General features: G+C 66.6%; 11 protein-coding genes. 5 read left to right on the forward strand and 6 right to left on the reverse strand.

Annotated elements, in window-relative coordinates; translation table 11 throughout:
- Window positions 1-132: 132 nt before the first annotated feature.
- Together rpsL and ACZ9AQ_RS00720 are read right to left on the reverse strand one after the other, a co-directional pair.
- Window positions 133-516, reverse strand: coding sequence for a 30S ribosomal protein S12 (gene rpsL, locus ACZ9AQ_RS00715; protein ID WP_005663517.1), 384 nt, complete (start codon window positions 514-516; stop codon window positions 133-135).
- Between the two features lie 319 nt (window positions 517-835).
- Complete coding sequence (locus tag ACZ9AQ_RS00720) at window positions 836-1,717, reverse strand: LysR family transcriptional regulator (RefSeq protein WP_429201566.1); 882 nt, start codon at window positions 1,715-1,717, stop codon at window positions 836-838.
- A gap of 101 nt (window positions 1,718-1,818) precedes the next feature.
- On the opposite strand from ACZ9AQ_RS00720, the gene metE reads away from it, so the two are divergent.
- Window positions 1,819-4,110 carry a 5-methyltetrahydropteroyltriglutamate--homocysteine S-methyltransferase gene (metE, locus tag ACZ9AQ_RS00725; RefSeq protein WP_429201564.1) on the forward strand — a complete coding sequence of 764 codons (2,292 nt, stop codon included), beginning with the start codon at window positions 1,819-1,821 and terminating at the stop codon, window positions 4,108-4,110.
- Between the two features lie 20 nt (window positions 4,111-4,130).
- On the opposite strand, the gene ACZ9AQ_RS00730 is transcribed toward metE, so the two are convergent.
- The 4 genes from ACZ9AQ_RS00730 to ACZ9AQ_RS00745 form a co-directional block, all read right to left on the reverse strand.
- Window positions 4,131-5,093: an alpha/beta hydrolase gene (locus ACZ9AQ_RS00730; protein ID WP_429201562.1), complete on the reverse strand. Its 963-nt coding sequence runs from the start codon at window positions 5,091-5,093 to the stop codon at window positions 4,131-4,133.
- Window positions 5,090-5,320, reverse strand: a complete 231-nt coding sequence (locus ACZ9AQ_RS00735; RefSeq protein WP_429201561.1) for a hypothetical protein — start codon at window positions 5,318-5,320, stop codon at window positions 5,090-5,092. The genes ACZ9AQ_RS00730 and ACZ9AQ_RS00735 overlap by 4 nt, the downstream gene beginning before the upstream one ends.
- Before the next feature lie 22 nt (window positions 5,321-5,342).
- The gene (locus ACZ9AQ_RS00740) at window positions 5,343-5,834 is read right to left on the reverse strand and encodes a hypothetical protein (protein WP_429201559.1); all 492 of its coding nucleotides are present in this window, start codon (window positions 5,832-5,834) and stop codon (window positions 5,343-5,345) included.
- A 122-nt stretch (window positions 5,835-5,956) separates the two neighbouring features.
- Window positions 5,957-7,546 (reverse strand): MutS-related protein, encoded by a 1,590-nt coding sequence (locus tag ACZ9AQ_RS00745; RefSeq protein ID WP_429201795.1) that lies wholly within the window; start codon window positions 7,544-7,546, stop codon window positions 5,957-5,959.
- 231 nt (window positions 7,547-7,777) lie between these two features.
- On the opposite strand from ACZ9AQ_RS00745, the gene ACZ9AQ_RS00750 reads away from it, so the two are divergent.
- From ACZ9AQ_RS00750 to ACZ9AQ_RS00765, 4 genes are all read left to right on the forward strand, one after another.
- Entirely contained in the window at window positions 7,778-9,553 is a 1,776-nt protein-coding gene (locus ACZ9AQ_RS00750; RefSeq protein WP_429201557.1) for a YbhB/YbcL family Raf kinase inhibitor-like protein, read from the forward strand.
- Between the two features lie 159 nt (window positions 9,554-9,712).
- Entirely contained in the window at window positions 9,713-10,978 is a 1,266-nt protein-coding gene (locus ACZ9AQ_RS00755; RefSeq protein ID WP_429201555.1) for an efflux RND transporter periplasmic adaptor subunit, read from the forward strand.
- 25 nt (window positions 10,979-11,003) lie between these two features.
- Window positions 11,004-11,729: an ABC transporter ATP-binding protein gene (locus tag ACZ9AQ_RS00760; protein ID WP_429201553.1), complete on the forward strand. Its 726-nt coding sequence runs from the start codon at window positions 11,004-11,006 to the stop codon at window positions 11,727-11,729.
- Window positions 11,730-11,738: 9 nt separating this feature from the next.
- A complete protein-coding gene (locus ACZ9AQ_RS00765) occupies window positions 11,739-13,046 on the forward strand; it encodes an ABC transporter permease (protein WP_429201551.1) in 1,308 nt (435 codons plus the stop codon).
- Window positions 13,047-13,060 lie beyond the last annotated feature (14 nt).

Raw genomic sequence — 13,060 nt, forward strand, 5'->3', positions numbered from 1 at the left:
TTCCTTCCTGTCTTCAGTTGAGTGCGGATTCCGCACTCGCGAAAGGCCCTCATGACCCTTCACTTACTCGGCCTTGCGGCCGGCTCAACTTATCTAATTAATGTGACGTGTCGATGACACGCACCTCGAAGATTACTTCTTCGCAGCCTTGGCACGCTTGGCGCCGTACTTCGAGCGCGCTTGCTTACGGTCTTTGACGCCCTGGGTATCCAGTGCACCGCGAACCATGTGGTAACGCACACCTGGCAAGTCTTTCACACGACCGCCGCGCAGCAGCACGACACTGTGTTCTTGCAGGTTGTGGCCTTCACCGCCGATGTACGAAATGACTTCGAAACCGTTGGTCAGACGCACTTTAGCGACTTTACGAAGCGCCGAGTTAGGCTTCTTCGGGGTGGTGGTGTACACACGGGTGCACACACCACGTTTTTGCGGGCAGTTTTCCAGTGCCGGCGACTTGCTCTTCACAACCGCGGCTTCACGCGGCTTGCGAATCAGTTGATTGATGGTTGGCATCGTTCCTAATCCAACAAAATTGCTACTGAATTGACGACCCGAGACGGCGAACATGCTGGCCCGGGGACTAAACCTAGTCCCGTGAGAACTGACAGCGCAGGCGCGGAAAGCCACTCGACAAAAGGAGCGGCTGCGAATGCGTATACGATGTGCAGAATAAAAACGAGAACTCGCGAATATACGCTGAATGTGACGGCAGGTCAACCAATTTGCCGCTCCGTCAAGCCTGCCCGGACGGCCCGGCCGGTAAACCAGGAGAAATGTGGCATCACCGCGACGGGCTCCACCCCACGACGGTGCAAACCATGCCTGCGGGCATTTACGTTTGCCGCGCGATGGCCACGAACGCTTCCAGGTAGGCCGTGCCGGCATCGACTTCGCGCGTGCCCAGGAAGATCTGCTTGAACACGCCGTCCCGGCCGAGCCGCACCGGCGCCACCGCCATCCGGCCCGCGTATTCCTCCACCAGCCAGCGCGGCAGCGCCGCCACGCCGCGACCGCTGGCCACCATCTGCAGCATGATGTCGGTGGTCTCGATCGTCTTGCGCTGGCGCGGCGCGCAGCCGGCCGGCAGGAAGAACTGGTTATAGATGTCGAGCCGCTCGACGTCGACCGGATAGGTGATGAGCACCTCGTTCGACAGATCGGCCGGCGCCACATGCGCCATGTCGGCCAGCCGATGGCCGCGCGCCACCACCAGCACCTGCTCGTAGTCGAATACCGGCACGAAGCGCAGCCCCGGCTTGAACAGCGGATCGGGCGTGACCAGCAGGTCGATCTCGTAGCCGTGCAGGGCCTTGAGGCCGCCGAACTGGAAACGCTGCTTGACGTCGACATCGACCTCGGGCCACGCCGCCAGGTAAGGGTCCACCACCCTCAACAGCCACTGGTAGCAGGGATGGCATTCCATGCCGATGCGCAAGGTGCCGCGCTCGCCGCGCGCGTATTCGTGCATCAGGCGCTCGGCATGCTCGAGCTGAGGCAGCACCCGCTCGGCAAGCGCCAGCAGGTAGCGCCCGGCCTGGGTCAGGCGCAGCGCCCTGCCCTCGCGCGTCCAGACCGGTGTGCCCAGCTGCTGCTCGAGCTTCTTTACCGTGTGGCTCAGGGCCGACTGCGTCAGGCACAGCACGTCGGCGGCCGCGGTCAGCGAGCCGCGCCGGTCGACCTCACGGATCAGGGACAAATGGATGCGTTCGATCATGTCACATGAGCAGAATTAATGGATGGATGAAATCATACCAATTTTATTCATGGGTCAAGCGGCCTATGATGAACTCATCCATTCATCAGGCTGACTTCCACATGACGACTACCCACACCCTCGGCTTTCCACGCATCGGCGCGCGCCGCGAACTGAAATTTACCCTTGAACGTTTCTGGAAAGGCGAAGCCTCGGCCCAGGAACTCGGCGCCCAGGCCGCAGCGCTGCGCCAGCGCCACTGGCAACAGCAGGGCAGGCTCGACTTCGCCCCGGTCGGCGATTTCTCCCTGTACGACCAGGTGCTGGACATGAGCTTCACCCTCGGGAACGTGCCGGCGCGCGCGCATGCGCACCATGGCGATGCGCTCGACGCGTCGCTTCATTCGTATTTCCGGGTGGCGCGCGGCCGCAGCCAGGGCGACCATGACCACGCCTGCGGCGGCGTGCATGCCGGCGAAATGACCAAGTGGTTCGACACCAACTACCACTACATCGTCCCCGAATTCGCCGCCGACACCAGTTTCAGGCTCGATACCGCGCGCCTGGACGAACAGCTGGCCCAGGCGCGCACGCTGGGCGTCAAGGCGAAGCCGGTCATCATCGGTCCGCTGACTTATCTGTGGCTGGGCAAGACCAAGGATGGCAGCGACCGGCTCGACCTGCTGCCCCGGCTGCTGCCGGTGTATGCCGAGCTGCTGGCCTGGTTCGTCACGCAAGGCATCGAATGGGTGCAGATCGACGAGCCGGCGCTGGTCACCGAACTCGATGCGCGCTGGCAGGCCGCTTACGCGAGTGCCTACGACCTGCTCCAGCACAGCGGCGTCAAATTACTGCTGGCGACCTATTTCGGCCGCCTCGATAACAACCTGGCGCTGGCCTGCGCGCTGCCGGTGGACGGCCTGCACCTGGATGCGATCAATGCCCGCGCCGAGATCGCGCCGGCCATCGAGGCCCTGGGCCAGGACAAGGTGTTGTCGCTCGGCGTGATCGACGGTCGCAACATCTGGAAGACCGACCTGCACGCGACCCTCGAATGGCTCGAGCCGGTCCAGCGCCGGCTGGGTGGGCGCCTGTGGATCGCGCCTTCGTGCTCGCTGCTGCATGTGCCGGTCGACCTGCAGAACGAGACCGCGCTTGACCCCGAGATCCGCTCCTGGCTCGCGTTCGCCGTGCAGAAACTGGAAGAATTGCGCATCCTGGCCCATGCGCTCGACCATGGCCGCTCGCAGGTGCAGCTCGAACTGGTCGAGAACGCCGCCGCGATCGACCGCCGCCGCGCCTCGACGCGCGTGTCGAACCCGGACGTGGCGCAGGCGCTGGCCGCGATCACGCCCGAGCTGGGCCGGCGCACCAGCAGCCACGCCGAAAGGAGCCGCAAACAGGCCGCCCTGCTCCGGCTGCCGAGCTACCCGACCACCACCATCGGCTCGTTCCCGCAGACGGCGGCGATCCGCCAGACGCGCAATGCCCATAAAAAGGGCGAACTGGAGGCGGCGGCGTATGAAGAAGCGATGCGCGCCGAGATCGCGCGCTGCGTGCGCGAGCAGGAAGCGCTGGGGCTGGACGTGTTCGTGCATGGCGAGGCCGAACGCAACGACATGGTCGAATACTTCGGCGAGCAGCTCGACGGCTACGCCTTCAGCCAGAACGGCTGGGTGCAATCCTATGGCTCGCGCTGCGTGAAGCCGCCGATCCTGTTCGGCGACGTGCGCCGGCCGCAGGCGATGACGGTCAAATGGACCACCTATGCGCAATCGCTGACCGACAAACCGATGAAGGGCATGCTGACCGGCCCGGTGACGATCCTGAACTGGTCGTTCGTGCGCGACGACCAGCCCAGGTCGGTGAGCTGCCGCCAGCTGGCGCTGGCCATCCGCGAGGAAGTGCTGGACCTGGAGCGCGCCGGCGTGCGTGTGATCCAGATCGACGAGGCGGCCCTGCGCGAAGGCTTGCCGCTGCGGCGCGCCGAATGGACGGCCTACCTCGACTGGGCGGTCGAATCGTTCCGCATCACTGCCAACGGCGTGGCGGACGAGACCCAGATCCACACCCATATGTGCTACTCCGAGTTCAACGACATCATCGGCGCGATCGCCGCCATGGATGCCGACGTGATCACGATCGAGACGTCGCGCTCGGATATGGAACTGCTGGACGCCTTCGACGATTTTGACTATCCGAACGAGATCGGACCGGGCGTGTACGACATCCATTCGCCGAACATCCCGAGCCAGGACCACATCGTGGACCTGATGCGCAAGGCCGCCATCCGCATCCCGGCCGAACGCCTGTGGATCAATCCCGACTGCGGCCTCAAGACCCGCAACTGGGAAGAAGTGCTGCCGGCGCTGCGCAATATGGTGGCGGCGGCGCATACCCTGCGCGCCGCCTGAGGCCGGCCCTCAGTTGGACCTCAGTTGACCTTTTTCAGGAAGTCGCCGACCGCCTTCACCAGCAGCGGCGACACCGGCAGCGACGGGTCGCCGTAGGCCGCCGCCTGCAGCGCCGGGTCGGCCCGCACGTGCTTGAAGATATGGTTCATGCCGGGGACGATGACCAGGGTCGCATCCGGCTTGGCGCGGTACAGGGCATTGGCCTGGGCGACCTCCACCTGGATGTCGGTATTGCCCTGGACGATCAGCACCGGCATGGTCAAGGCGGCGATGCGCTGCGCCGGCACATACCTGAACCACGAGATCATGTAGGGCTGGACGCTCGGCCGGTACAGGGTCATGAGCGCCGGCGGCACCTGGTCGACCGTGGTTCCGCCCTCGAGCGCCGTCAGGATGCGCTCGCTCTCCGTGTTCAACCCGGGCGGCAGCTTGCCGGCCAGCTGCTTGCGCAGGACGGTGGACGGCCCATCGGCGATGCCGGCGATCGAGACGAAGGCCGCGGCGCCGGCCTGCTGCGCCGCCAGCATGCCGATCAGGGAGCCTTCGCTGTGGCCGATCACGGCCACCGCGCCGAAGCGCGGGTCGGCCTTCAGCCTGGCGATCCAGGCGGCGGCGTCGTCCACATAGGTCTCGAAGCGCAGCTCGGATTCCGCCGGAGCGGCCGGCAGGCTGGCGGCCACGCCGCGCTTGTCGTAGCGCAGCGACGCGATACCCTCCGCGGCCAACGCCACCGCCAGCATCCTGAGACTGTCGTTGCGACCCGGGATCAGGGGATTGTTGCCATCGCGGTCGGTCGGGCCGGAACCGGCGATGATCAAGGCCACCCGCGGCTTGCCCTCGAGGGCGGCCGGCAATTGCAGCGTTCCGGCGATGCGGCCGGTCGGCGTGTCCAGCGCAATGTGTTCTTCGGTCGACTGGGCCGAGGCGAGAGCGGCGGCGAAGAACAGCAGCAGGGCCGCAGCGAAGCTGGGTGCGAATCTCATTTCCGCCCCGCGGTGATCGTCTTGGGGGAGGCCATCAGGACCGTCAACCAGCCCAGGAAGGAAATACAACGCTGCAGACCGACGAAGCACAGGAACCAGACGGCCCACTGGGCAGCGGTGTACTCAAATGGCGCAAGGCCGGCTGTCGACATCAGGAACAGCGTCGCAAAGGTGGTCAACCCGCCCACGATACCGGAAAACCACCACTTCTTTTCAAGCTCCGACATAGCATTCCTCACTCAGTATCATTCACGCCGCCACCGGCATGCCGCGCTGCGCCAGGCAGAAACCCTGGATCCGTTCGAGCGCCGCCGCGGCCGCTTCTTGATCGAGCCCCGCCCCGAAGTGGTAGCGATGGGTCGCGGTCTCGATCTCGATCCGGCCATGGCCGAAGCCGAGGGCGTCCCACTTGGCTTCCGGCGTCCAAGCCTCCGGCGGCGGCAGCAGCCGCACCGCGCGGATCTCGTCGGGCCGGAAGGCCAGCGCGATCGGCGGCAGCTCGCCCGCAGGGGCGATATATAGCTCATCCCGGAACACGAAGTTGCGGTACAGCGCCCAGGCGGCCACGCTGACGATGGCCAGCGCGCAGGCGGCGAAGATGGCGACGCCGAGCGACAGGTCGTGCCGCGCGCCGCTCGCCAGGCCATAGGCCAGCAGACAGACGAAGCAAAAGGACATGCACGCGGCAAAGCCGCGCTTCTGGGTTGGACAGACGATATGCAGAACCAGGCTGGCGCTCATTCCTCTTCTTCGAAAATGGCCTTGACCGTGAAGATACCACTTCTCGTAGAAAGGAATATGCGCGGATTCTCCCCGGGCCTGCCATTTCCGGGCTTCAGGCGCATGCCGGACGGCGCCCGGAACTACACGGCGGTGGCGTTCAGCGGCGTCGCCCGGGCCTTGAAGCTGGAAGCGTGCGGCGGCTCGGGCTCCACCAGGTGGCTGCTCAACCAGCGCGCCACCTCGGCCGCCCGCTTCTCGACGCGTGGCCCGAAACCCTGGCTCGCCAGCAGCGCGATGCCGTTCGGGTTGCGCAGCACGCCCGGCGCCAGTACCGGGCGGCCGCTGGCCGTATCGATGAAGAACGGCTCGAACTTCTCGCGCAGCAGCGGCGCCAGCACCAGGTTGTGCGAGGACACCAGCACCAGGTCGCGTCCGGCCAGCTGTTCCAGCACGGCGCACGCCGCCGATACCGACTCCAGGTGATTGGTGCCGCGGAACACCTCATCGATCAGGCAGATGCCGGGCGGCTGGCCGGCGACATCCAGCAATTCCTTCGCCCGCCGCAGCTCCGCCATGTACAGGCTCTCGCCGCCCAGCAGCGAATCCTCATTCTGCATGCTGGCGCGCACCGGCAGCGCCGGCAGGCAGGCCCGCGTCGCGTAGCAAAAACCGAAGGCGCGCGCCGCGATCGCGTTCAGGCCCACCATGCGCAGGAAGGTGCTCTTGCCCGACGCGTTCTGGCCCGAGATGAAGGCGCCCTTGCCGTTCAGGACCACCGATAGCGCAACCGGCTTTTCCATCAAGGGGTGGATGCCGCCCTCCAGTACCAGCGTGCGCGGATCGCCGCGCTCGGCCCAGCACCAGCGCCCGCTCGATGCCAGGTGGCGCGCCAGCGTGACGTCGGCCTCCAGGTTGGCACAAGCGAGGTAGGATTCGCGCAGGAAGGCGCGCTCGGCATGCACGATGCGCAGCGTCTTGAAGTAGTGCGCCACATTGGCGGCCGCGAACCAGTCGGCATACTGCTTCGCAGCCGGGATCATTCTCAGGCTCGGCGAACGCGCCAGGCGCAGGTGCAGGCGTTCGGCCCTGGTGCGCACCTCCGTGAAGGTCTCGAGCAGCGGCCCGCCCTGCTTGCCCAGCAGGCTGGTCGCGCGCAGCAGCGCATGCAGCGCGCGGATGGCGGCGGCCCACTCCTCTACCGACTGGTGATAGCGGATCTGCAGCGCCATCAAGGGGGCGAGAGCCGCCAGCGTCAGCGCCCAGCCGAACGGCAGGGTGACCAGGGCCGCGAGCGAGAACAGCAGCGCGAGCGACAGCAGCCATAGCCAGCGCGACCAGAACGGGATGGTCGGCGCCGCATCCCGGAACAGCAGGCCGGCCACCTCGGCGTCGGCATGGCGCAGGATGCGCAGGCTGGCGTCGATCGCGTCCAGCCGGGCCGGATCATCCATCAGCGCCTGCAGGCGGGTGCGCTGCACCGTGCACGCGGCATCGTCGATGCCGGCGCGCAGGCGCCGGTGTAATACCTGGCGCCCGAAAATGCTGGCGTCGGGCGCCAGCCTGTCTTCGAAAGAAGCGACCAGCAGGTCGTCCCAGGTCTGGTCGTCGATGCCTGCGGCGCCATCGAGGCGGTGCAGGCGTCCGACGTCGTCTGGCGTAAAGAAGTGGCGCGGTGGCGGTTCAGTCACTGGCGCGACGCTGCGCCAGAGGTCGAGCAGGCGGTCGAACATCGACAAGGTCTGTCCTTGGGAGAGAACCGGCGGCGCCGGGTGCCAATCCAACATACGGGCGGGATTGCTAACTTGCAAGATCGAAAACATTTTCTAGACGAAATTACCCGCTACGGGTAATGCGACATTGAATCCGACAATGTACGTTTCCCAACATACCGTGTTCCGAATCGCTGGCACGATCAATCGGCAAGGCTCCCACTCATAATGACCAAGAAAGGCAGGCCCTCGATGAAACGCGCTTCGCTCGCAGCCGCGCTGTGCATGGTGTTCGGTTCCGCCACCGCCCAGCAGGGCGACGGCACCATGTTCTCCACCAAGATCAACGTCTGGAAGCCCAACAAGGTGGAGGCCACGCCGGAGCGCATCAAGGCGCTCAAGGCGCCACAGGGCTTCACGGTGAGCGCCTTCGCCACGGGCCTCAAGAATGCGCGCATCGTCGCGGTGGCGCCGAACGGCGACGTCTACGTGAGCCGGCGCGACCAGGGCGACGTGCTGCTGCTGCGCGACGCCAACGGCGACGGCCGCGCCGACGGCGCGCCGGTCACGGTGGCCAACCGCGCCGGCGCCCACGGCCTGGCGATCCGCGACAACAAGCTGTACCTGGTCACCGTCAAGGAGTTGTTCGTGGCCGACATCCAGCCCGACGGCCGCCTGGGCGAACTGAAGATGCTGATCGGCGACCTGCCCGATTCGGGCCAGCACCCGAATCGCACCATGGCCTTCGGCCCGGACGGCATGCTGTACCTGAGCGTCGGCAGCACCTGCAATACCTGCAACGAGAGCAATGTGGAAAACGCGACGTTGCTGCGCGTGTCACCCGACGGCAAGAGCCGCACCATCTTCGCCAGCGGCCTTCGCAACCTGATCGGCTTCGGCTGGCATCCGACCACGGGCGAACTGTGGGGCTTCGACCACGGCATCGATTTCCTGGGCGACGACGTGCAGCCCGAAGAGATCAACAAGATCGAGCTGGGCAAGCAGTACGGCTGGCCGCACGTGTACGGGGCCGGCGACATCTACCCGCAAAGCACGCCGCAGGGCGAGATCACCAAGCAGCAGTGGAAGGAACGCAGCACGCCGATGGTGCTGGGCTACACCGCCCATGCGGCGCCGATGCAGTGGGTCTGGGGCGCCGGCAGCGCCTTCCCGGGCGAATACCAGGGCGACGCCTTCGTCACCATGCGCGGTTCGTGGAACCGGGTGCCGGCGTCGGGCTACGAGATCGTGCGCGTGCGCTACCAGGACGGCCAGCCCAAATCGGTCGAGCCTTTCGTCACCGGCTTTCTGACGGACGGCGGCAAGACCCATATCGCGCGTCCGGTCGGCCTGGCGCTGGCAAAAGATGGCTCGCTCCTGATGGCGGACGACGCCAATGGCGTGATCTACCGCATCGCCTACACCGGCGCAAAGGCGGCCGCCGCCCCGCCGAAGGCGCCGGCCGGCCCCATGGAGCAGCAGGTCAACAAGGGCAACAAGGTCCCGCTGGCGAACCAGCGGCCCGAGACCGAGGCCCGGGGCCAGCTGAGCGTCTCGTCGCCGAGCTTCGGCAACAACGGGATGATGGACGAGCGTTACACCGAGTACGCGGACGGCGTCTCGCCGGCGCTGTCCTGGAAAGCCGTGGCAGGCGCGAAGTCGTACGCGGTCATCATGGAAGACCCGGACACCAGGCCGGTCACGCCCTTCGTGCACTGGGTGATGTGGAACATCCCGGCCACCATCACCAGCGTGCCGGAAGGGGTGCAGGAGCAGGCCCGCCTGTCCGACCCGGACGGCGTGCTGCAGGGCCGCACCACGCGCGGCGCGCCCGGCTACTACGGGCCCAAGCCACCGGCCGGCGAGGCGGCGCACCGCTACCACTTCCAGGTCTATGCGCTCGACAGGATGCTCGACGTCCCCTTCGGCGCCGACCGCGACCAGGTGCTGGCGGCGATGAAGGGCCATGTGCTGGCCAAGGGCGAGGTCGTCGGCAGGTACGGCCAGAAACAGCAGCCGCAAAAATAAGCGGCCGGACGCGGACCGCTCTGTCCGCGAACGACCGCGCCGGACCGGACGGACACCGCGGACAGCGGTGTCCGGCGCGGCCTCTTTATGAATCAATGACTTACAAGTTGGCATGGATTGTGCTGTAACGACAGGCAGCCCGTCGTTACTGGACACAACATGATTCGCGATACATCGCAACAAGACGCCGTCGTTGCCCCGTCGGCGTCCCACACCTTCAAGCGCCGCGCGCTGCTGATCGGCGCCGCCGCCGCCCTGCTGGCCGCCAGCGTCGCCGTGTTCGCCGCCTGGAGCGGCAGCGAACATTCCGTCTCCGCCAGCCGCGTGCGCATCGCCGAAGTCCAGCGCGGCACGCTGGTGCGCGACGCCGCCGTCAACGGCCGCGTGGTGGCCGCCGTCAGCCCGACCCTGTATTCCACCGCCCCCGCCACGGTCAACCTGAAGGTCGCCGCCGGCGACACGGTGAAGAAGGGCGACGTGCTGGCGGTACTGGAGTCGCCCGACCTGACCGACGCCCTCAAGCGCGAAGTCTCGACCTACGAACAGCTCAAGGCCGAGGTGGCGCGCCAGCAGATCCTGGCCAGCAAGCAGAAGCTGCTGGCCAGGCGCGAAGCCGACACCGCCGAAATCGAGCGCCTGTCGGCCCAGCGCACGGTGGAGCGCTACGACAGCGTGGGCGTGGTCGGCATCATCGCCAAGATCGACTACCAGAAGGCCCAGGATGCGCTCGATTCGGCCGGCATCCGCGCCAGGCACGCGGCGCAGGCGGCCGCGCTCGAAGGCGACGACGTCCAGCTGGCGATCCGCACCAAGACCAACGAGATGGAGCGCGCGCGCCTGTCGATGGCCAATGCCCAGCGCCGCGTCGACGAGCTGACCGTGCGCGCGCCGGTCGACGGCTTCATCGGCACCCTGAACGTCCAGAACCGCATGGTGGTCATCGCCAATGCCCCGCTGATGACCCTGGTCGACCTGTCCAAGCTCGAAGTCGAGGTCGAGGTGCCCGAGACCTATGCCGGCGACCTGGGCCTGGGCATGAGCGCCGAGATCACGCTGCCGTCGGGCCGCGCCACCGGCAAGCTGTCGGCGCTGTCGCCCGAGGTGGTCAAGAACCAGGTGCTGGCGCGGGTACGCTTCGACGGCGAGCAGCCCAAGGGCCTGCGCCAGAGCCAGCGCGTCAGCGCGCGCCTGCTGATCGAGGAAAAACCGGACGTCCTGATGGTGCAGCGCGGCCCGTTCGTGGAAAACGAAGGCGGCCGCCATGCCTACGTGATGCGCGACGGGGTCGCCGTGCGCACTCCGATCCAGGTCGGCGCCACCAGCATCTCGGCGGTCGAGATCCTGTCCGGCCTGAAGGCCGGCGACCGGATCGTGGTGGCCGGCACCGACGCCTTCGAGAACGCCGCACGTGTTTCGATCAACTGACATTTTCCAGAACAAGGAGCCAACCATGCTGCGCATGACCAACCTCTCCAAGGTGTACCGCACCCACATGATCGAGACCCACGCGCTGCGCGGCTTCGATATCCACGTCGGCCAGGGCGAGTTCGTCACCGTCACCGGGCCGTCCGGCTCCGGCAAGACCAGCTTTTTGAACATCGCCGGCCTGCTCGAGGAATTCACCTCGGGCGAATACGTCCTGGACGGCGTCAACGTGCAAGGCCTGGACGACGCGGCCCGCTCGCGCCTGCGCAACGAGAAGCTGGGCTTCATCTTCCAGGGATTCAACCTGATCCCCGACCTGAACCTGTTCGACAATGTCGACGTGCCGCTGCGCTACCGCGGCTTCAATGCGCGCGAGCGCAAGGAGCGCATCGAGGACGCGCTGGCCAAGGTCGGCCTGGCCTCGCGCATGCGGCATTACCCGGCCGAGCTGTCGGGCGGCCAGCAGCAGCGCGTGGCGATCGCGCGCGCGCTGGCCGGCTCGCCCAAGCTGCTGCTGGCCGACGAACCGACCGGCAACCTCGATACCCAGATGGCGCGCGGCGTGATGGAACTGCTGGAAGAGATCAACGCCGCCGGCACCACGATCCTGATGGTGACCCACGATCCGGAGCTCGCGGTGCGCACCCACCGCAACGTGCACATCATCGACGGCCAGGTGTCCGACCTGGTGCGGCGCGGGCCGTCGCTGGTGGATGGCCACGCCCCGGCCCACGCCTCGGTGCCGGCATAAGGAGCGGCCATGTTCGGCTATTACTTCAAGCTCGGCGTGCGCAGCCTGCGCCGCAACCGCTACCTGACCGCGCTGATGGTGCTGACCCTGGCGGTCGGCGTGGCCGCCAGCGTCTCGACGCTTACCATCCTGCACGCGATGTCGGGCGACCCGATCCCATCGAAGAGCGACCGCCTGTTCGTGCCGTTCATCGACAACGCCCAACCCGAAGGCTATATCCCAGGTTCCGAGCACATCGACATGCAGATGACCTACAAGGATGCGACGAACCTCCTGCGCGCCAAGCCGGGCGACCGTGGCACGGCGCTGTTCGGCACCGGCATGCCGATCGAGCCGCCGCGCGCCGACATCCCGGCCTTTACCGGCTACGGCCTGGCGCCGACGCGCGAGTTCTTCGCCATGTTCGAGGTGCCCTTCCTGCATGGCCAGGCATGGAGCGCCGAGGACGAGGCGCGCGGCGCCAACGTGGTGGTACTCAATCGCGCGGTGGCCGAAAAGCTGTTCGGCGACGCCAACCCGGTTGGCCAGCGCCTGCGCATGGGCGGCGAACCTTTCACCGTGGTCGGCGTGCTCGACGAGTGGAATCCGATGCCGCGCTATTACAAGCTGATCGGCAGCGGCCCCGCCACCGGCGAGGACTTCATGATTCCCTTCCCCACCGCGGTGCGGCGCGAGATGCAGCCCTATGGCAGCGTCAACTGCAGCGAGTCGCGCGATTCCGGCTATGCCTCGTTGCTGGCCTCGGAATGCACCTGGATTCAGCTCTGGCTCGAGACGCGCTCAGCCATGGACCGCGCCGACCTGCATGCCTTCCTCGAAAATTATGCGAGCGAACAGCGCAAGCTGGGCCGCCTGAAGCGCCAGGCGCCGGTCGAGCTGTACGACGTGATGGAATGGATGGAAAAGCAGAAGGTGGTGGGCAACGATACCCGGCTGTCGGCCTGGTTGGCGTTCGGCTTCCTGCTCCTGTGCCTGGTGAATACCGTCGGCCTGCTGCTGGCGAAGTTCTCGGTGCGCGCCTCCGAGGTCGGCATCCGCCGCGCGCTGGGCGCCTCGCGGCGCGACATCTTCCGCCAGTTCCTGCTCGAGACCGGGGTGGTCGGCCTGGCCGGCGGCGTGCTGGGACTGGCGCTGGCCTTCGGCGCGCTGGCCCTGATCGGCATGGAAAGCAAGAGTATGGCAGCGGTGGCGCGCATGGACTGGCAGATGCTGGCGCTGACCTTCGTGCTGTCGGTCTGCGCCTCGCTGATCGCCGGCCTGCTGCCGACCTGGCGCGCCTGCCAGGTGACACCGGCCATCCAGCTCAAATCGCAATGACCTTCGGAGAATGA

This window comes from Massilia sp. UYP34 (assembly GCF_056279385.1).

Excerpts from the sequence above, each read along its gene's own strand:
- rpsL (WP_005663517.1), bottom strand. The coding sequence starts at position 516 with ATGCCAACCATCAATCAACTGATTCGCAAGCCGCGTGAAGCCGCGGTT.
- ACZ9AQ_RS00720 (WP_429201566.1), bottom strand. The coding sequence starts at position 1,717 with ATGATCGAACGCATCCATTTGTCCCTGATCCGTGAGGTCGACCGGCGC.
- metE (WP_429201564.1), top strand. The coding sequence starts at position 1,819 with ATGACGACTACCCACACCCTCGGCTTTCCACGCATCGGCGCGCGCCGC.
- ACZ9AQ_RS00730 (WP_429201562.1), bottom strand. The coding sequence starts at position 5,093 with ATGAGATTCGCACCCAGCTTCGCTGCGGCCCTGCTGCTGTTCTTCGCC.
- ACZ9AQ_RS00735 (WP_429201561.1), bottom strand. The coding sequence starts at position 5,320 with ATGTCGGAGCTTGAAAAGAAGTGGTGGTTTTCCGGTATCGTGGGCGGG.
- ACZ9AQ_RS00740 (WP_429201559.1), bottom strand. The coding sequence starts at position 5,834 with ATGAGCGCCAGCCTGGTTCTGCATATCGTCTGTCCAACCCAGAAGCGC.
- ACZ9AQ_RS00745 (WP_429201795.1), bottom strand. The coding sequence starts at position 7,546 with ATGTTCGACCGCCTGCTCGACCTCTGGCGCAGCGTCGCGCCAGTGACT.
- ACZ9AQ_RS00750 (WP_429201557.1), top strand. The coding sequence starts at position 7,778 with ATGAAACGCGCTTCGCTCGCAGCCGCGCTGTGCATGGTGTTCGGTTCC.
- ACZ9AQ_RS00755 (WP_429201555.1), top strand. The coding sequence starts at position 9,713 with ATGATTCGCGATACATCGCAACAAGACGCCGTCGTTGCCCCGTCGGCG.
- ACZ9AQ_RS00760 (WP_429201553.1), top strand. The coding sequence starts at position 11,004 with ATGCTGCGCATGACCAACCTCTCCAAGGTGTACCGCACCCACATGATC.
- ACZ9AQ_RS00765 (WP_429201551.1), top strand. The coding sequence starts at position 11,739 with ATGTTCGGCTATTACTTCAAGCTCGGCGTGCGCAGCCTGCGCCGCAAC.